The organism is Psychrobacillus sp. FSL W7-1457, assembly GCF_038593405.1.
Lineage (GTDB): Bacteria > Bacillota > Bacilli > Bacillales_A > Planococcaceae > Psychrobacillus.
In genome coordinates this window covers 2375727-2394925 of the sequence record NZ_CP151993.1, presented here as the reverse complement: position 1 = coordinate 2394925, position 19199 = coordinate 2375727, and the positions used below count along the sequence as shown (strand labels likewise).

Sequence of the window (19199 nt, the reverse complement as noted above, 5' to 3'; positions counted from 1 at the left end):
TATACAATAAAAACAACTATATATGGATGCTATGAATGGGAAGAGTAAAATGACACGGTTATCTAAAGAAAGGAAACAATTTGCTGAAATGTTTCCGTTAGCCACCATTTGAAGGTAGCCCAAGAGCAGCTTTTGTGAACTAACAGTAGCAATTGCCGGTTTGAAGCCGTTATCTAATTGAGAGCGTGATGTGTTGTATTGCATCTGCGAATAAAGGTGGTACCGCGAACAAACTCCTTCGTCCTTTAGTGATGATAGGAGTTTTTTTATATTCTTTTTTAAGGAGGAAACGATATGACAAATGAGACAACGATGTCAACCAAGTATGATCCGCAGTCAATCGAAAAAGGCCGCTATGAATGGTGGTTAAAAGGTAAATATTTTGAGGCGCATCCAGAAAGTGAAAAGGAACCATATACCATTGTGATTCCACCGCCTAACGTAACAGGGAAGCTACATTTAGGTCACGCCTGGGATACAACTCTTCAAGACATTATTATTCGCATGAAGCGTATGCAAGGATATGACGCTCTATGGCTACCAGGTATGGACCATGCAGGTATCGCTACACAAGCAAAGGTAGAAGAAAAATTACGTGCTGACAATATTTCGAGATATGACCTAGGCCGTGAAAAATTTGTGGAAGAAACTTGGAAATGGAAAGATGAATATGCAGGACATATTCGCAAGCAATGGTCAAAACTAGGTCTAGGCTTAGACTATTCTCGTGAACGCTTCACTTTAGATGAGGGTCTTTCCAATGCAGTAAAGGAAGTATTTGTTAAGCTTTATAACAAAGGCTTGATTTACCGCGGGGAATACATTATCAACTGGGATCCTGCTACAAAAACAGCACTTTCTGATATCGAAGTAATTCATAAAGATATACAGGGTGCATTCTATCATATGCATTACCCACTTGCAGATGGTACTGGTTCGATCGATGTTGCAACAACTCGACCAGAAACAATGCTAGGGGATACAGCTGTTGCAGTACATCCTGAGGATGAGCGCTACAAACATTTAATCGGAAAAATGGTGAAGTTACCGATCGTTGGCCGTGAAATTCCAATCGTAGCAGATGATTACGTGGATATAGAATTTGGTAGTGGTGCAGTTAAAATTACACCTGCCCATGACCCGAATGACTTTGAAATTGGTAACCGTCATAACTTAGAGCGAATTTTAGTTATGCATGAAGATGGTTCCATGAATAAAAACGCAGCTAAATATGAAGGCTTAGATCGCTTTGAGTGCCGCAAACAAATCGTAAAAGATCTTCAAGATGCAGGTGTTTTATTTAAAATTGAAGAGCATGCACATTCGGTAGGCCACTCTGAGCGAAGCGGAGCAGTAGTTGAGCCTTACCTTTCCACTCAGTGGTTTGTAAAAATGCAGCCACTTGCAGAAGAAGCAATAAAGTTGCAAGAGTCAGAGGGTAAGGTTAATTTTGTACCGGATCGCTTTGAAAAAACGTATTTACGTTGGATGGAAAATATACATGACTGGTGTATTTCCCGTCAACTATGGTGGGGACACAGAATTCCAGCATGGTACCATAAAGAAACTGGAGAAGTGTATGTTGGGCATGAGGCTCCAGCAGACGAAGAAAATTGGAAGCAGGATGAAGATGTTCTAGATACATGGTTCTCCTCTGCGTTATGGCCTTTCTCTACGCTAGGCTGGCCGGATGTAGAAAACGAAGAGATGAAGAAGTATTACCCAACGAATGCCCTTGTTACAGGTTATGATATTATATTCTTCTGGGTGTCACGTATGATATTCCAAGGAGTAGAATTTACAGGAACTCGACCATTCGATGATGTATTAATTCATGGCCTTGTACGTGCAGAAGATGGACGTAAGATGTCTAAATCCCTTGGAAATGGTATCGACCCAATGGATGTAATAGATAAGTACGGAGCAGATTCACTACGCTATTTCTTAAGTACTGGTTCTTCTCCAGGACAAGATTTACGTTTCTCAGTAGAAAAAGTAGAGGCTGTTTGGAACTTTGCCAATAAAATCTGGAATGCTTCACGTTTTGCATTGATGAATATGGATGGATTGAAATACGAGGAAATTAATTTAGATGGGAAAAAATCCGTTGCAGATGCTTGGATCCTAACTCGTTTAAATGAAACAATCGAACAAGTAACAAGACTTTCCGATAAATACGAGTTCGGTGAAGTTGGTCGTGCCCTATACAACTTCATCTGGGATGATTTCTGTGACTGGTATATCGAAATGTCGAAGCTCCCACTAAACGGAGAAGACGAAGAAGCGAAGCATATGACTCGGTCGGTTCTAGCATACGTATTAGACAACACGATGCGTTTATTGCACCCATTCATGCCTTTCATAACAGAAGAAATTTGGCAAAACCTACCTCATGAAGGCGAATCTATTACCGTAGCGACATGGCCGACAGTAAATGAAGAGCTTTCTGATCAAAGCCAAGCAGCAAGCATGAAATTACTAGCAGAGATCATTCGCTCTGTTCGTAACATCCGTTCAGAGGTACAAACACCGATGAGCAAAAAAGTACCGTTATACATTTCTGCAAAAGATGCAGATACGCTAGCAGTACTAGAAGCAAACGCAAAATATTTAGAGCGTTTCTGTAATCCAGAGCCTCTAGTAATCGGTCAAGACCTCGATGATCCAGGTCAATCGATGTCAGCAGTAGTAACAGGTGCTCTTTTATACCTTCCATTACAAGGCTTAATCGATATTGATGCTGAAAAAGCACGTCTGGAAAAAGAATTAGAAAAATGGGCAAAAGAAGTGAAACTAGTTCAAGGGAAATTATCCAATGAACGCTTCGTATCAAAAGCTCCTGAGGCAGTAGTTGCTGAAGAGCGTGCAAAAGAACAGGATTACCTCGAAAAACACGCAACCGTTCTAAAACGTATTGAGGAATTAAATAGCTTGTAAAAAAGCAAGTGCAAGTGTAGCCAGTACCGATGAGGTATCTGGCTACACTTTTTTAATGGATAATGGTGTTTTAATATATTGCTGAGATGGAGCAATGGTGAGTGGGAAGTATTGTGAAGATGGTGCAGAACCTTGCAGAGACGGGGTAGAACCTTGCGGAGATGGAGTGGAACTTTGCGGAGACGGGGGAAAATCTTGCGGAGATGGAGTGAGTAGAACCTTGCGAGTGATAATGTGAAGCGGTGATGGAAAACGTATTAAAGAGATGGCAAAAAGAGTTGGGCGAACGGGTCGGAAGTGTTGCAGAAATGAGATGAAGTGTTGCGCGAAATAAAAGTATTGCGGGAAATAGAGAGAGTGTTGCACAACTGGCTGGAAGTATTGCAGAAATGAATGGCCACATAAACAAATAAAAGTACATCAAGCTTAACGCTCGATGTACTTTTTTAAATGCTCATCAATATATTTCATAATTGGTATAGCGATATCCGTCTGGGTTGTTTGATAATATGATCTTGCTCCAACAGGATCCTCTAATTCATTGAATAGCCATCTGCCGTCGGGTAGAAGTAAGAAATCAATTCCTACGTAATCGCTTTTAATGGCTTTTGCTATTTTAATCACATCTGATTCTTGAGTTGCAGAGAGCTCATATTTTTCTACGGTACCACCTAACGTGAAATTGGATTTAAAGCTATTTGGGGCACCGATTCTTTTTACTGCTCCAATTACCTCGCTACCTAACATAAATACTCTTACATCGGTAGCATTCGTTTCTACATAAGCTTGAGCGATAATGGTCTGGGATGAAAAGTCACTTAGAAATACATCTGCATCTTGTGGTTCCGTACACCTTTCTACCTGCATTCCCCCATGTCCGCCAGTCGTCTTAAGTACAACCGGATAATCTCGTATGTCTTCAACGTTGTTAATTTTATAGGTTGGAACTGTAGCGATTCCAAGCATTTGAACTAGCTGGATTGCTTTCCATTTATCATTAGCAATGACGTTGACCTCTGATCGGTTGAACATGGGAACACCGCGTTGCTCTAACTTTTTTGAAAGCTCAGGATTCCTTGCTCGGAAGAAAATGAAATCACAATCCGGAAATTCAGTTTGATTATCGTCTATAACGGTAAGAGAATGGCCATAAGTTTTTGCTGCTTGGATTAGCCGATCTATAAAGCTTTGATTTCGCTCAATCTCTTTATATTCATATATCAATAGGCCGTTCATATAACAACAGCACCAATTTTAGATAAAATGTAGTTGATCATCGCATCTCCTACGTTAATGCCTGTGACGTTATAAATGTTACGTATATGGGCTACTCCGTTAACTTCACATACTAAAGGCTCTTCATTTTCCCCAAACAGAAGATCTACTCCTGCGAACTCAGCATTCAGTGCAGTAGCAGCTTGAATAGCTACTTCTTTTTGTCTTTCTGTTAAAATAATTTCAGTTGCAGTTCCACCGTTAGTAATATTAGCCCGGAAATCTGTAGCTGATTGGCGATGCATGCAAGCAACGACTTGTCCACCTACCACATTCACCCGTATGTCTCTTCCTCTGCTAGATTCAATAAATTGCTGGAATACATACTCTACTCCCTTTAGTTCTTCTACTTTATCAAAGAACTGCTCTCTTGTTTCTATTAGGTATACACGCTGACCAAAGGAGCCATGCGCTTCTTTAATAATCATTGGCAGTTGAAGTATTTGTAGCACATGTTCGTAATAACCTGTATGCATAATAGTGAATTCAGGATAAACTTTTGGTGCTATGATCGTTATTGGCATTGGTACATCAGCTTTTGCTAGCTCGAGATATTGATGTGCTTTGTTATCACAAATCTCAATTACACTAGGATCATTGAACACTGGTATGCCCGCATTCTTCAGATATTTCGCAAGCAAAATATCTTTATCTAGAAAGACGACAAAATCAGGCCTCGCTGATAAGCTTTCATGAACGTTCATCAGAAGTTCATAATTCTTTACTAAAATAGCTTGTAAGCCTTTTTTCTCTGCGGCTTCTTTAAGGAGGAGAGCCTGATCGAGAAACTTATCATGTGTAAGACTACCATTGTAAATGATCCAACAAGTTTGCATAATTAAATGACCTCCACGGGTACGTGTTATAATGTGTTCACAAGAAGTTTAGCAGAAAAGTAACCAAGACGGAATAGGGTGAATGACTTGGAAATAAAAAAATTTAACAATTATAAGATAAAGTGGAATATTAATAGTGAAACTATGATTAAACCTGGCCTGGATAGGATAAAAAAGGCTCTAGATTTGCTTGGGAATCCTCAAGATAAACAAAAAATAATTCATGTTGCCGGAACAAATGGGAAAGGTTCAACGATTGCTTTTATGAGAGCAATCGCATCTGAACATAAACTCAAGTACGGAAGTTTCACATCTCCATGTTTAATTGACGTACATGATCAAATTCAACTGAATGGTAATAATGTGACAGAGGCCCAAATGGATCACGCGTTTGCACAGCTAATGAATGTGGGTATTAGTGGAATGCTGACTGACTTCGAACTGTTAACAGTTATTGCGTTTATAATCTTTGCAGAACAAGAATTGGATGTAGTATTTATAGAAGCAGGTATGGGTGGAAGATTTGATAGTACAAATGTGATTAAACAATCCGTAGCTGTTATACCTAGTATTTCTATAGATCATACTAATTTCCTTGGGGAAACAATCGAAGAAATTAGTTGGCACAAAGCAGGAATAATAAAGGAACATGGCAAATTGATATTAGGGGAAACTTTACAGTCTTCTAAAGAAGTTATATGGAAAGAAGTAAATAGTCAAAATGCAGAACTGATCGAGATAAATAAAGATTTTCAAATCCGTAAAAACAGCTATAATTATAAAAACTATGCATTTGAGGAACTAACCCCTCAGATGCTAGGGAAGCATCAGCTTTCTAATATGGCCCTTGCCATTACTGCTATGATAGAAACTGGTTTTATATTAAATGAAGAGAACGTTAGAAAAGCAGTTAGAAAAGCTTCACTCCCAGGTCGAATGGAAAAGTGGAATGACCATGTTTACATGGATGGTGCACACAATCAAGCTAGCATAGATGCACTTGTAGATACCATTAAGCAGTATTTTCCTAATGAAAGTATTCACTTCATTATTGGTATTTTAAAAGATAAAGATTATAAATATATATTAAGTAGACTAGAAGAAGTAGCGACTAGCTTTGAATTCGTCGATTTCAAACATGAACGTGCTTTAGATGCTACTATATTATTTAACCACTGTACCCTTAGTGATAAAAGTGTAACTAAAGATATCCATTTGATAGACTTACATAAAACCAAAAAAGAAAGTGTGACTATTGTCTCGGGGTCATTGTATCTAATTACGGAATTAAAAGGAATAAACAGTTAAAAGGTAATTTTAATTATTCAGTCTATATATGTTATAATCTTTATAATACAAATATATGTAAAATTAATAGATATGTTGAAGGGAGGTCTAAAGGTCTATGGAATTCACTCAGAGAGCAAAAAATATAATGATAGCTGTTTGGTTTATCTTTGTTCCACTAGGTACTCTGTTAGTGTATATTAACTCCCCAACTAAACCTACCGAATGGGATAACTACGGCTACTATTTACTTTTAGCCTTGTTGTCTAGTGTATTTCCTTTTGTAATAGCCGGATCCACCATTGTTTTAGTCCTTTGGGTCAATGTAGCAATTTTCATGAAGTTCGGTATACTAGCAGAATTAATTTCAATGCAATTATGCATGTTTCCTATTATCTACCACATGAAAATAACACGTGAAACATTATTTAAATACTTCTTCAACTCATCTATGTTTTTCTTCCTTTCCGTAATATGCGGAAGTCTTATTATTGGACTTGGATTTGAAGTCGGTAGTGTGAATATAATGGAAGTAGTAATGTTCGGATCCCTTTATGCGGTGTCTTACATTTTTATAAACCATATAATTCTTTATGGGAGAGAGGTAATATGTGGATTTAAGCCTCTATTTCTTACAAAAGATTTTTACTGGGAAACTGCATGTCTACTCATGACACTACCGTTTGGTTTAAGTTTGTATTTATTTGAGGCTGCAATAGGTCCCATTGCTTTATTGTTAATGGGGATACCTTTAATGACAATAACTGTAATAGTTCGTTTATATAGTGATTCAGAAAAGGTCAATAATGATTTAAATAAGGCTAGTGAATTTGGACATGAGTTAGCAGAACGTTTAACGACTAACGAAATACTAGATATTTTTGTGGAACGAGTTTCTAACATGTTTCCTATTGATAGTGCTTTTATTGTTGATAATTTGAATGGGAAATTTATTATTTTACGCGCAATGGTAGATGGAAGTATGAAAGAGCTAGAATTCCCTCATGAAGAAATTCAAAATAGCTTTGTAGGTGCTTGTTACGATAAAGGGGAGCCAACCCTATTTAATAAACAGGTAGAATGGATTTCACAAAAGCCTCCATTTTTATCAACAGAAATGCAAAGTGTCATGTGTGTACCAATTTACCGCAACCAAAAAATTGAGGGAGTATTGGTTCTAGCAACGAAGAGTAAGTTCGCCTTTGAGCCGTATCAGTTAAATATTGTTCATTTATTATGCTCCTATTTTGCTGTTTCCCTTGAAAAAGCAAGATTTGTTCGCGAAGCTGTTGAACAAAGTGAAATCTGTGAGCTTACAAAACTCTTTAACTATAGATATTTAGATAAACAAATAGCGGGCGATATGGCAAAAATGGAGGCAGGGGCATATCAATCTCTTTCATTAATCATGCTGGACATAGATAAATTTAAAGTCGTGAATGATACGTATGGACATCATAGTGGAAACCTAATTTTAAAGGAATTTGCTCAGCTCATAAAAAGCGAAATCGGTAGGGAAGGTACTGTAGGTAGATATGGTGGAGAAGAGTTCGTCGTCATCCTGCCTAATTACACCAAACTACAAGCCATGAATCTCGCCGAGCAGCTGCGATTAAAGATCGAGCAAACGCCATTTATAGTCGAACTAGATCTAGCTGACGTAACGAGAGAAGAAATCATCTTTATTACAGCAAGTATTGGTGTTTCAACTGCTCCAGAGGACAGTGACGAGGGTAACTCACTAATACGCAATGCCGATCGAGCACTGTATATTGGAGCTAAGCAAGCAGGTCGGAATAGGGTTGCGGAGTATGTGAAGTCTTAATAACAAGTAAAAGGCGAGGATGCTGACTAGCATTCTCGCCTTTATCTGGGACTGCGACTGTTACAGCTCTCTATCTTTAATTATAGGGGGTTCGACTTTATAAATTATAGGCTCTGGTTGTTTAAGATTTGAATAGGTTTCTATGATATCTTGATCATATATAATTTGTAATCTAGAATTATCACGGCTTTCTTCACCAGACAAAACAATTTTTTTTGCAGAAATTCCTCCCCTAATATTTAATTTTGACACTATACCAGAAATATCTATGTCTTTTTCAGAATAGAAAAATCCGTTGATTTCACTGGGCTTATTATCTATTACTGAGTTAAACTTAAGTTTAATCTTTCCTTTAGCAAAAATAATTAAACTACCACGTTTTTCGTCATCAAATTTTTTCCCTTCAATTTTTGAAAATTGAATATCCACATCACCTTCAGCATATATAAGTAAGTTTGTTGTTAAATCTGCTCCTTGAATGTTCACGTTATTACCAACATAAATAGGCCCATCTAAATTTACTTTGACATCAGGTGTTAAAATTCTTCTACCTATAAGTAGGTCTCCTCCTACAAATAACCCTTTCTTAAACGTTGTTGTAGAATTATATATATGAAGATCTCCAATAGTGGAGAATTTATTAAAAGTATTATTTCCTGTTAATTTAAAGGAGCCATTAGGATCTTCAATTTCTCTACATTTTAAAAGTATACCTTCAAAATAGCAGCTGTCTTTTTTAATAGTAGGAATTAGAGTATCCTTAGTTACGTTGGATATTGGGAAATTAAGTCTCCCTGTTGAGTAGTTCCCAACCGAATTTATAATAAAATTATTCTTTTGGTCTGTGATATTTATGAAATTATTAGAAGGGTCTTTTTTTATTATTTCTGCTTGAGATTTCGAAAATAAATTATTAATGTTATCTTCTTTTATATAAGTTTTTTTTCCTTTAAAGAAATCTTGCCAACTATCAAGAAAGCTATTCATACGGTAAGAATCTCCACTGAGAACTATTCTAGATTTTTCTTTACCTTGAGCAGGTGAAATGGTAGGCAATTCATCGGGCAACCAATATCTTTTAGATGTTATAAGGTCCCTATCTACTTTTATATCTCCTGTTATTGATACGCCCCCATGGAGAAATAAATTTCCTTCTCCGTCATCAATTCCATCCTTTTTATTTAAATTAGTTCCAATAGCATAATTTAACACTTCTGGTGAAACCTCTGCTCCTATTTCTATATCTGTATAGATAGTCTTTAAAATCTCACCTGATTTTCCTATACTTTTAATTGTTAATAGTTTTCTTATGTCATTCTCTTTTTGTATGCCATTAATCACATCTATTACAGGAGTTGTATTGGTTATACATGCGTCATATTTATTGGCTGTTGTATTTTCTTTGGTCTCACATTTATTTAGCTGAATTATTTGATTCAAATTACTTTTAAAAGTATTTCTATCCACGCCATCTCCTATTGATTTAGTAAGCTCTGAGTTAATCTCTTGTATAATTCTGTCCATACCTTTTTCAGCTAACGCAGACGCTCGAACCTCATCTTGGCGAACCTCATTTTTACTTGCTCCACTTAAAGTTAAAGATATTAAACTTAGGCCTAATATACTAAAAATTAAGAGAAGAACAATAGTGATTATAAAGGTATTTCCTTGTTTGTTTTTAATAACATCCATTTTATTCTTCCTCTCTATCATTTATAGTTTTTACTTGAGTTTCAAACACCTTCTCTTGATTATTTTTTTTATTAGTTAGAACGAGAATGACTTTATAGAGACTATTATCAGTTTTTTGGATATATGATTTGGATGAAATACTAATATATTTATTTTCCGGGCGGATGTAACTGTCTTCTATAACAATTTGGTTATTTTCAAAACCACTTTTTCTGGGAGGGGAATTATCTTTCTTTATTAAAAAATAATTTTTATTTGAGACTTTATCGGGCAATGATTCGATTTGTGTTTCTTTTGTTGTATATATTTCTTTTGTTAATGTAGCTATTAGAAAATCAGCTTCATCTCTCATTGCATTAGAAACTTTTATATTTTCATAATGCTCTATCCCTTTTGTTATTAAGGAAAAAGAAAAAATTGTAATTGTAGTGTATAAAAGTAGAGATGCTAATAACTCTAAAAGTGTTAATCCACTTGAATTAGATAGATACTTACTCATAAACCACATACCCTTCTACTGAGCTATTGTTTTGACTAGATAAAGATTTTATTTCAACTTTGGCGTTAAAAATTTGCAGTTCCTTTTCTCTCATATCTTGAAATGTATAAGTTACTATTTTGTAATTTTCGTCGTTTAATTTTATTTCACGAGTAAAAGACGTGTTGTATAACAAATTTGAATCTTTTTCAATCTTAGCTATGTGTTCAAATGGGTTAATTTTTAATCTTTCCAATTCAGCCTCAGCTAAATAAATCATGACTAATTTCTCGTTATTTTTAACAGTATTGACACTAGTATTTATAAACAATTGAAAAAATGAAAGTAGAACGATTGATATGATAGCTAATGATGCAAGAACTTCAACAAGTGTTAACCCCTTTTGATTTACCAAAAAAACACCCTCTTTGACCTATTAATATTTAAAATAATCTATTATACTTCCAATATTATCATAAAAAATAAGAATAAATAGATATAAATGTAGAGATTTTAGAAGAATTATGTAAAAATAGATACTAAAGTCATGTGTAATTTTACTTAAATTAAGTTATTATCTTTTATATACTCTTATTTTTAAGAAAAATATCCATTTTAAAGGTTAAAAAAGGCAATAATAAGTGAATTAAGAAGTGGGTGAATAATATGAGGAAGATTATTTTGATATCTATCGTATTTGTCTTATTTTCAATAGTTATCCTTAACGGTGTGGCAAATGCCGAGAAGAATACAGATGGTGGTAGCTCCACTATTGGTGGCGTAACTATAGAAACTAAAGATCGTGAAGAGGTCATTGCTCTTTTAAATGAAGAAATAGCAAAGTGGAAAGAACGACCAATAATCTTAAAAACTCTAGCCAAGGAAATAATACTTGATCCAAATAGCTTTAGTTTTGATGTGGAATATAGTTCTCAATCCTACATCGAGGCTACTTCCAATGCTTGGTTTAAATTTTGGAAGAAAGATGTTGAGGTGAATCTTCCTTTAACAGTGGAAATAGATGAATCTTTAATAGATATCCTAGCTCAATATCCATCACTAAATATAGAGAAAACGATTGAAAATATAAAAAGCAGTGTAGAGAATTTAGTAACAACGCCAATTGAAGCTGTAGAGCTCGATTATTCTATTTTAGAATCCGAGAGAAGTGCCTTTAGTCTTGAAAGTGTTACTCAAAATTTAGTGGGACAGGCAGATATTATTGAAGCATTGAATGATGTCGTCATACCTGAAGGTCAGACTTTTTCGTTATTAACTAAGCTACAGGAATCAAATGTTCCATACAACGATGCCACAATGGATTTCATTGCTTCGCTCTTATATGCAACTGTCCTTCAAACTGATTTTGAAATCGTTGAGAGACACTCGCAAGGGATAATTCCTCCGTATTTAGAACCTGGTATTGAGGCTGATGTAGAAAGTGATTTTAGTAAAGACTTTAAATTTATAAATTCTCTTCAACTACCGGTTGTCTTAAAGACTGGTATAAAAGGAAACGAGATATTAGTTGAATTTTATACAGCCCAATCTGAAATAAAAGGCACTTATGAAGTTTTAGAAAAAGAAATTGTTAATCCTCGAACAATCTACCGTTACTCTAACAATTTAAAAGAGGGAGAAGAGGAGTTAGTTCAGGAGGGGGAGCCAGGCTTAAGAGTTACTGTATATCGTACAGTTGCGGATAAGATAGGCCCTTATGAACAACAAGAAGTAATTAGCAAGGATTATTATCCACCAATGCATCGAATCGTACTTACGTCTATAGAAACTTCGGTAAGTGCTGGATCCAATACCTTGACTGACATAGATTTAAATGGAGATGGGTTGCCAGATATAGAAGAAACAGATAAAGCTCCATCTAACACTCCAGATTCACCAAATTCAGAGCAAACTGGTGAATTACCAGAAGGTAGCTATTATGATAAGGCTGGAAATATTATTACACCGAAATAAAGAAATACGAGGTGAGAAAAAATGAAAAGCAAGACTCGTAAATTATTAGGAGACCTACTAGTTGAATCACATGTTATAACTTCAACTCAACTTGATCATGCGTTAAAAAACAAAAAACGAGAAGAGAAGCTTGGGGATTATTTAATTAGTGAGAACTTAATTACAGAGCAACAATTAATAGAAGTTCTAGAATTTCAATTAGGTATTCCGCATGTGAATTTAAACCAGTTTTCTATAAATCCTGAACTCATCCAATTGGTTCCAAAGGAATTAGCAAAGCGAACTAATGTAATGCCTTTAAGAAAAACGAAAAATAAATTATTGATTGCTATGGCAGACCCGATGGATTATTTCGCTATCGAAGAAATACGTATGGCCACTGGGTGTCAAATAGAGACAGCCATTGCAGCTAAGGATGATTTATATCGCACAATTACAAAGTATTATGATTTTCAGGAATCCATGGAGCAAGCGCTAATCGATATGTCTCCAAAGGAAATGGAAAACGATACGCAAATAACAGACGAGGATTCGCCAATAGTTCGCCTAGTCAATCAAATCATAGCTAATGGTGTTGCTCAAAGAGCTAGCGATATACATTTTGATCCTCAAGAGACGGAATTGCGAGTACGTTATCGTGTGGATGGGATGCTTAAAACAGAGCGTTCACTTCCTAAATACATGCAAAATGTCGTACTGGCCCGTATTAAAATTATGGGAAATCTTAATATTACTGAAAATCGTATACCTCAGGATGGCCGTATTAAAATTACAGTTAATATGAGGTCGATTGATATTCGTCTATCTACTCTTCCAGCGATTTACGGCGAGAAAGTCGTAATGCGGATACTGGATATGACTAATGCCTTAAATGATGTTACTAAACTAAATTTTAGTGATAAAAACTTAGCTGCATTTAACAAAATGATTGAACATCCAAACGGAATCGTTTTAATAACTGGTCCAACAGGATCCGGAAAATCATCTACACTTTATGCAGCACTTAACAAGCTGAACGATGAGCATATTAACATTATTACTGTAGAGGACCCAGTAGAATATCAGTTAAATGGGATAAATCAAATTCAAGTCCGCGAAGAAGTAGATTTAACGTTTGCAGTCGGATTAAGATCTATATTACGACAAGATCCCGATGTAGTGATGGTTGGAGAAATTCGAGATCTTGAAACTGCTCAAATAGCTGTTAGAGCTTCTTTGACTGGTCACTTAGTTTTAAGCACTCTACATACTAATAGTGCGGTAGAGTCCGTATCCCGCTTAAAGGATATGGGAATCGAGCCATTTTTATTATCTTCTTCGCTAGTAGGCATAGTAGCTCAAAGGCTTGTTCGAAAAGTATGTAGAGATTGTAGAGAAAGTGTAGTTCCGAGTGTAAGAGAAAAAGAGATTTTCATGGAAAGAGGAATAGAGATAGACAAGATTCGACGTGGGAAAGGTTGTCCAGCCTGCAATCAAACTGGCTATCGGGGCAGACTCGCAATCCACGAAGTCCTACGAGTAGATGAATACGTCAAAGAAATTATTTTAACTGGGAAAAGCCCATCAGTATTAAAAAGTCATATGAAAGAAACTGGTTTTCTAAGTCTTTTAGATGATGGGCTAATGAAGGTTAGAGACGGACTAACTACTACTGAGGAAGTATTGAGAGTAGCAACTGTTAACTGAGGTGAATGAGATGGATTTAAATATTTTTAACTTATTGGAAAAAGCATATCAAGATAAAGCATCTGATCTTCATTTAACAGTTGGCCTAGCGCCGGTTTTTAGAGTTCATGGGAAGCTTGAAAACTTTGGAGATTACCAGTTGCAGAATAATGACACTAAAAAAATGCTGGAAAATCTGTTAGATACGGATGCTCTGGATGAGTTTTCTCAAAAAGGAGAGATAGACTTTAGTTTTGCGTTAGAGGACCTTTGCCGATTTCGAATCAATGCGTATCTCCAACAAAATAATGTTGCCATTGCTATCCGAATTATTGAATCTATCATACCTTCTGTTGAAGATTTAGGAATGCCAAACGTCCTTTACACACTTGCGGACAAGCCACAAGGCCTTATTCTTGTCACTGGACCTACCGGATCAGGGAAATCTACAACACTAGCAGCGATGATTGATTATATTAATGCAACAAAATCAAAACATATTATTACGCTTGAAGATCCGATTGAATATGTTCATAGACATAAGAAATCTATCGTCAATCAAAGAGAGGTTGGTTCGGATACCCAAAGTTTTGCGAATGGATTGCGTGCAGCGCTGCGTCAAGATCCTGATGTAATTCTAGTAGGAGAAATGCGAGATTTAGAAACTATCTCTACGGCGATTACAGCAGCTGAAACGGGACATTTAGTAATGGCAACATTGCATACTAGTAGCGCACCAACTACAATTGATCGTATTATTGACGTTTTTCCGCCTCATCAGCAAGGACAAATTCGTATCCAATTAGCGAATGTTTTACAGGGGATTGTGTCACAACGTCTTTTCTCAAAGGTTAACGGATCAGGAAGGGTTGTAGCTACAGAAATACTAATACAAACCCCATCGGTTGCAAACCTTATTCGTAACGAGAAGATTCATCAAATAAAAAATGTGATGCAAACTAGTCGTGCTTTAGGGATGCATACGCTGGAATCATCCATTCAGCAGCTCCTTGTTTCAAAACAAATCTCATTGGATGCAGCCAAGCCGTTTATGAATGCAGGTGAATTTTAATGACTGTTTATAAATACGTTGGGAGAACAACGACAGGGACGATAAAAAAAGGAATCGTGGATGCACCCAGTAAGCAGGATGCCATTGGTAAATTACGATCTCAAGGCATTAACGCTAGAGAAATCGATGAATCAAAAAGCATTCTTCATAAAGAATTATCGCTTGGTGGCAAGGTTAAAAATGAGGATTTTGTCATTTATAGCAGACAATTTGCAACGCTTATTCGTGCAGGTGTATCAATCCTAGAATCTACGAAAATATTAGCCGAGCAAACGTCCAGTAAGCCTTTAAAAAATGGATTGCTTGCAGTCGAAGAAGATGTTCGCTCGGGTATTTCCTTTTCTGATGCAGCTTCAAAAAATCCAAAAGTTTTTCCTGCATTATTTGTCAATATGATTAAAGCTGGTGAGGCTACCGGTAACTTAGATTCAGCATTAGATCGTTTAGCGTTTTCCTACGAAAAACAATTCAATTTAAAGAAAAAGGTTCAATCGACATTAGCGTATCCTATTATTCTTTTATGTTTAACCTTAATTGTCTCGGTCTTTTTAATGCTAACGATTGTCCCTCAATTTGTGTCCATGTTTGATGAAATGGGAGCAGAACTACCTTTGATTACAAAAGCAGTAATGGGTTTAAGTGAATCCCTCCAATCATCCTGGTATATATTTTTATTAATTATTATATTAGTAGTTTTTATCTTTCATTATTTCTTTAAAAACAATGAGAGGTTTAACTATTCCGTCCATTTGTTTCTTTTAAGAGTTCCGGTATTTGGTAAGCTACTACAAAAATCCGCCATAGCGAGAATGACTCGGACACTATCTTCTTTATTCAGTAGTGCCGTTCCAATCCTTCAGGCGTTAACGATTGTGGAAAAAGTAATTGGTAATCCAGTAGTAGGAAAAGTGGTAAAAGAATCACGATCGAGCCTAGAAAAAGGTGGAACATTATCTGCCCCATTATCGAAAAGCTGGATTTTCCCTCCACTAGTTTCACAAATGACGGCAATAGGTGAGCAAACGGGTTCACTAGATTATATGTTAGAAAAAATTGCAGATTTCTATGAGGATGACGTAGATAGGACAGTCGATAGTTTAAAATCTCTTATCGAGCCATTAATGATTCTTTTATTGGCAGGTATCGTCGGAACAATCGTAATGGCAATTATGATTCCTATGTTTAGTATGTATGAACAAATATAAACAGAAATCCATTAAAAGGAGGTGAAAAAGTCATGGATATAAATCAACATGTATCAAATGAAATGACAAACAAAGGGGATAGTTCAATGAAGAAGATGAAGCACTTATTAAAAAATCAAAAAGGTTTAACGCTAGTTGAATTACTAGCAGTAATCGTAATCCTAGCAATAGTATCAGCAATCGCAGTTCCAGCAATCGGTGGAATTATAGAAAATAGTAGATATAGCGCAGTAAAAGCAGATGCAACAAATGTATTGAATGCAGCGAAGATGTATTTTATTGATAATCCCGAGGAGAAGGCTACAGATGGTGTTGTATCAGTAAAAGTGAGCGTTTTAATAGAAAAAAATTATTTAGAATCGGCTGGGAAAATTCCAGCAGATGCTTCAGTAGCTAAGGGAAGTCCAAATTCTATTACTACAGGAGCGATACCTTACTCAGGAGATAAAAATGTTACTTTTACCAAAGCAACGTTAGATATTATAAATAAAGATATACAAAAAGGTAGTGATCCAAACAGCAAAAGTGTCCCGAAAGCAGGGTCTTAAAAGAATCAACACACTACAGCAGCCACCCGCTGCTGTAGCTTTTAGTAAAACTTTTGAGCAAACGATTATCGTTCGTTGAAAAGTGTTACTAATTCTTATACATAGGGGAGACAAAACATGTTTGATCGATTTAAGAAAAAATCCAATCGATTTGTCGTTATGGATATCAATGAGTTTTTAATAAAAGCTGTTGTGATTAACACGAACCAGATTGAAAATGCTGTAATTTATCAATCTCTTTTAGTGGATGGAATATTTGACGGAGATACATTAGTAGACGAGATGGCGTTCTATGAGCTAATGAAGGAACTCTTAGAAAAATGGGGGTTGAAGCGTTTAGATGTTCGTTTTTTTGTTCCTGAAAGTACAGTTATGATGAAAACTTTTGAGCATCCAGATGATGTTGTGACTGAGAATTTAAAGGGGTTTGTGGAAATGGAGCTTGGGAGATCTATTCATCTGCCATATTCTCAGCCATTACTTGATGTTTATGACTTTAAACAAGGTGATGGGGAAGCGACACTGTTTGCTGCTCCTTCTGAGGAAATTATTAAAATGGCTGGTCTATTAGATGATTTGTCTTTACATCCCTCTATTGCAGAAATAAGAGCGTTAGCTTCTATACGATATTTTGAGGAAGTAAAAAATATGGAAAGCACTAAAAGTTACTTAATCATGGAATGGTCTATTGCTGGAGTTTCTATCAGTATTTATTCGGGTGGTAAAGTCGAATTCCTGCGTTATCAATCTATAGAAACAGAACGTTCTAATTGGATCATTGCGACTAAGGGTGAGGAATTCATATATGAATATAATGGAGAAGCTGACGAATATCGTGGGCAACTCATCGATCAAATTGCAGAGGTTGACCGTATTTTAAACTTCTACCGTTTTTCTTTGTATAAAGGAGAAAAAGCCGTTGATGAAATTTTTATATTTGGGGACAATCCTGAAATAGAATATATCTATTCAGAAATGACAGCTAATTTAGTTACCCCTGTCCAGCATTTTGACGACACCAAGGTAAAAAAGACGCACCCCAATTTCAAATCAAGGGATATTCCGCTGATTGGGCTTATTTATAGGGAGGTATAAACATGGTTCCAAAAATAAACCTCTTACCTCAAATGGAAAGAAGAAAAAGTAATTCCGTGCTAATCTTAGTAATTGGTATTATTTTAATTGTAACAGTTCTTTTGTGGTTTTTTATTCAATACATGAGTTTAAAGGGTGATATAGAGCTTTTGGAAAATGAAGAAATTTACTCTATAGAAGAAAAGACGGACATAGCAGATTATATGTCTACTGTGGATCTTTCATCGGAAGGAGATTTTCCTTCCTCTGTTGCTTTTGCAGAGAATATTTCTTATCCTGTTAGCCCTTTACTTATAGAAGTAGACGCTTTAATAGAGGAACATACATACTTACGACAGTATGGGTTTTTAGAACAAGGAATGACTTTAGTAGTCGATATTGAAACATTAAGTTCTCTTTCCTATTTAGTTACCAATCTATTGGAAAGTGAGTATTTTACAGATGCTAAGATAGAAAATATCAGTAATTTCAACCCAAGTAATGATACTGATAACAATGAAGTGCATTTTAATATAATTCCTAGGTATTCAGCTACATTAACTTTAGAAATAGATACAGGTTACTTAAGAAATGGGGGTGGAACTCCTTGAATGAATTAGTTAGCAATAAAAGAAATGCTTATTTAATAACAGGGGCCCTTATCTTGTTATTGTTATTTGCTATCTATTATTTTATTATTTCTCCACTAAAGGATGAAAAATATTCGAAAGAAATCTCTGTCGAAGTACTTCAGGGGGAAGTGGCTTCCTTAAAAGAACAATATGATTCGTTTCAAGCTTCAGATGTAAAGGTTGATAATGTATTTGCCTTAGAGTCTAAAGTTCCATACGAACGAGAACTAGATGAACTATTGCTATCTTTAGAGCAAGTGGAATTGATTAGTGACTCTAAGATTGAAGCTATAGAATTTAATAATTATGATGGGATACTTGATCAAATGCAATTAGAGTTGTATCAAGAAGATAGTATAGAAGAGGACACGACTCAAACAGAAGAGGATGTACAAACTGAACGAGAATCAGAATCAACAGATGAAGCTGAAGGCACAATAGAGGAGCCTCCTAGTTCTCCAGTGGCTGATGCACCCTTACCAGCTAATTTAAAGCTAATTACCTTCAATGTATCAGTCCAAACTAAAAACTATGAACATTTAGTTCTTTTAATAGAAGAAATTGAAAATTTAGAGCGAGTCTTGAGAGTAGATCAAATTACTATGAATGCTCCTGGGGAACAAGAGCTGCTAGATGAAGAATTACCTACTGCTACCTCAGCCACCATTCAATTAACTACTTTCTTTCATAAGGAATGAT

At 35.8% G+C, this 19199-nt stretch carries 16 protein-coding genes and 1 other annotated feature; of the genes, 11 read left to right on the top strand and 5 right to left on the bottom strand.

Features of this window, described 5'->3' with window-relative positions; translation table 11 throughout:
* Positions 1-22 precede the first annotated feature (22 nt).
* Positions 23-249 (top strand) — a binding site (T-box leader).
* Between the two features lie 45 nt (positions 250-294).
* Positions 295-2937 carry a valine--tRNA ligase gene (locus tag NSQ95_RS11670; protein WP_342559673.1) on the top strand — a complete coding sequence of 881 codons (2643 nt, stop codon included), beginning with the start codon at positions 295-297 and terminating at the stop codon, positions 2935-2937.
* Positions 2938-3363: 426 nt separating this feature from the next.
* On the opposite strand, the gene NSQ95_RS11665 is transcribed toward NSQ95_RS11670, so the two are convergent.
* The gene (locus NSQ95_RS11665) at positions 3364-4173 is read right to left on the bottom strand and encodes an alpha-L-glutamate ligase (protein ID WP_342559672.1); all 810 of its coding nucleotides are present in this window, start codon (positions 4171-4173) and stop codon (positions 3364-3366) included.
* Positions 4170-5048 (bottom strand): RimK family alpha-L-glutamate ligase, encoded by an 879-nt coding sequence (locus NSQ95_RS11660; protein ID WP_342559671.1) that lies wholly within the window; start codon positions 5046-5048, stop codon positions 4170-4172. Before NSQ95_RS11660 ends, NSQ95_RS11665 begins: the two co-directional genes overlap by 4 nt.
* A gap of 87 nt (positions 5049-5135) precedes the next feature.
* Between NSQ95_RS11660 and NSQ95_RS11655 the strand changes: the two genes are divergently transcribed.
* Positions 5136-6356: a folylpolyglutamate synthase/dihydrofolate synthase family protein gene (locus NSQ95_RS11655; RefSeq protein WP_342559670.1), complete on the top strand. Its 1221-nt coding sequence runs from the start codon at positions 5136-5138 to the stop codon at positions 6354-6356.
* A 97-nt stretch (positions 6357-6453) separates the two neighbouring features.
* Positions 6454-8160 (top strand): sensor domain-containing diguanylate cyclase, encoded by a 1707-nt coding sequence (locus NSQ95_RS11650; protein WP_342559669.1) that lies wholly within the window; start codon positions 6454-6456, stop codon positions 8158-8160.
* A 60-nt stretch (positions 8161-8220) separates the two neighbouring features.
* Here the strand turns inward: NSQ95_RS11650 and NSQ95_RS11645 are convergent, their stop codons facing one another.
* The 3 genes from NSQ95_RS11645 to NSQ95_RS11635 are packed head-to-tail and all read right to left on the bottom strand — an operon-like array spanning position 8221 to position 10745.
* Positions 8221-9852, bottom strand: a complete 1632-nt coding sequence (locus NSQ95_RS11645; protein ID WP_342559668.1) for a hypothetical protein — start codon at positions 9850-9852, stop codon at positions 8221-8223.
* A gap of 1 nt (position 9853) precedes the next feature.
* Entirely contained in the window at positions 9854-10351 is a 498-nt protein-coding gene (locus NSQ95_RS11640; RefSeq protein ID WP_342559667.1) for a hypothetical protein, read from the bottom strand.
* On the bottom strand, positions 10344-10745 hold the full coding sequence (locus NSQ95_RS11635) for a prepilin-type N-terminal cleavage/methylation domain-containing protein (protein ID WP_342559666.1): 402 nt from the start codon (positions 10743-10745) through the stop codon (positions 10344-10346). The genes NSQ95_RS11640 and NSQ95_RS11635 overlap by 8 nt, the downstream gene beginning before the upstream one ends.
* A 251-nt stretch (positions 10746-10996) precedes the next feature.
* Here NSQ95_RS11635 and NSQ95_RS11630 point away from each other — a divergent pair, with 251 nt between their 5' ends.
* The 8 genes from NSQ95_RS11630 to NSQ95_RS11595 all read left to right on the top strand — a co-directional run bounded on the left by NSQ95_RS11630 (position 10997) and on the right by NSQ95_RS11595 (position 19198).
* Positions 10997-12304, top strand: coding sequence for a VanW family protein (locus NSQ95_RS11630; protein WP_342559665.1), 1308 nt, complete (start codon positions 10997-10999; stop codon positions 12302-12304).
* A 21-nt stretch (positions 12305-12325) separates the two neighbouring features.
* A complete protein-coding gene (locus tag NSQ95_RS11625; RefSeq protein ID WP_342559664.1) occupies positions 12326-13990 on the top strand; it encodes an ATPase, T2SS/T4P/T4SS family in 1665 nt (554 codons plus the stop codon).
* Positions 13991-14000: 10 nt separating this feature from the next.
* Entirely contained in the window at positions 14001-15041 is a 1041-nt protein-coding gene (locus NSQ95_RS11620) for a type IV pilus twitching motility protein PilT (protein ID WP_342559663.1), read from the top strand.
* On the top strand, positions 15041-16246 hold the full coding sequence (locus NSQ95_RS11615) for a type II secretion system F family protein (protein WP_342559662.1): 1206 nt from the start codon (positions 15041-15043) through the stop codon (positions 16244-16246). Before NSQ95_RS11620 ends, NSQ95_RS11615 begins: the two co-directional genes overlap by 1 nt.
* Positions 16247-16278: 32 nt before the next feature.
* Complete coding sequence (locus tag NSQ95_RS11610) at positions 16279-16794, top strand: type II secretion system protein (protein WP_342559661.1); 516 nt, start codon at positions 16279-16281, stop codon at positions 16792-16794.
* A 117-nt stretch (positions 16795-16911) separates the two neighbouring features.
* Positions 16912-17889, top strand: coding sequence for a pilus assembly protein PilM (pilM, locus tag NSQ95_RS11605; protein ID WP_342559660.1), 978 nt, complete (start codon positions 16912-16914; stop codon positions 17887-17889).
* A 2-nt stretch (positions 17890-17891) separates the two neighbouring features.
* Positions 17892-18479, top strand: coding sequence for a hypothetical protein (locus NSQ95_RS11600; protein WP_342559659.1), 588 nt, complete (start codon positions 17892-17894; stop codon positions 18477-18479).
* Positions 18476-19198, top strand: a complete 723-nt coding sequence (locus NSQ95_RS11595) for a hypothetical protein (protein ID WP_342559658.1) — start codon at positions 18476-18478, stop codon at positions 19196-19198. The genes NSQ95_RS11600 and NSQ95_RS11595 overlap by 4 nt, the downstream gene beginning before the upstream one ends.
* Position 19199 lies beyond the last annotated feature (1 nt).

Excerpts from the sequence above, each read along its gene's own strand:
- NSQ95_RS11650 (WP_342559669.1), top strand. The coding sequence starts at position 6,454 with ATGGAATTCACTCAGAGAGCAAAAAATATAATGATAGCTGTTTGGTTT.
- pilM (WP_342559660.1), top strand. The coding sequence starts at position 16,912 with ATGTTTGATCGATTTAAGAAAAAATCCAATCGATTTGTCGTTATGGAT.
- NSQ95_RS11620 (WP_342559663.1), top strand. The coding sequence starts at position 14,001 with ATGGATTTAAATATTTTTAACTTATTGGAAAAAGCATATCAAGATAAA.
- NSQ95_RS11625 (WP_342559664.1), top strand. The coding sequence starts at position 12,326 with ATGAAAAGCAAGACTCGTAAATTATTAGGAGACCTACTAGTTGAATCA.
- NSQ95_RS11665 (WP_342559672.1), bottom strand. The coding sequence starts at position 4,173 with ATGAACGGCCTATTGATATATGAATATAAAGAGATTGAGCGAAATCAA.
- NSQ95_RS11645 (WP_342559668.1), bottom strand. The coding sequence starts at position 9,852 with ATGGATGTTATTAAAAACAAACAAGGAAATACCTTTATAATCACTATT.
- NSQ95_RS11615 (WP_342559662.1), top strand. The coding sequence starts at position 15,041 with ATGACTGTTTATAAATACGTTGGGAGAACAACGACAGGGACGATAAAA.
- NSQ95_RS11630 (WP_342559665.1), top strand. The coding sequence starts at position 10,997 with ATGAGGAAGATTATTTTGATATCTATCGTATTTGTCTTATTTTCAATA.
- NSQ95_RS11660 (WP_342559671.1), bottom strand. The coding sequence starts at position 5,048 with ATGCAAACTTGTTGGATCATTTACAATGGTAGTCTTACACATGATAAG.
- NSQ95_RS11610 (WP_342559661.1), top strand. The coding sequence starts at position 16,279 with ATGGATATAAATCAACATGTATCAAATGAAATGACAAACAAAGGGGAT.
- NSQ95_RS11670 (WP_342559673.1), top strand. The coding sequence starts at position 295 with ATGACAAATGAGACAACGATGTCAACCAAGTATGATCCGCAGTCAATC.
- NSQ95_RS11600 (WP_342559659.1), top strand. The coding sequence starts at position 17,892 with ATGGTTCCAAAAATAAACCTCTTACCTCAAATGGAAAGAAGAAAAAGT.
- NSQ95_RS11640 (WP_342559667.1), bottom strand. The coding sequence starts at position 10,351 with ATGAGTAAGTATCTATCTAATTCAAGTGGATTAACACTTTTAGAGTTA.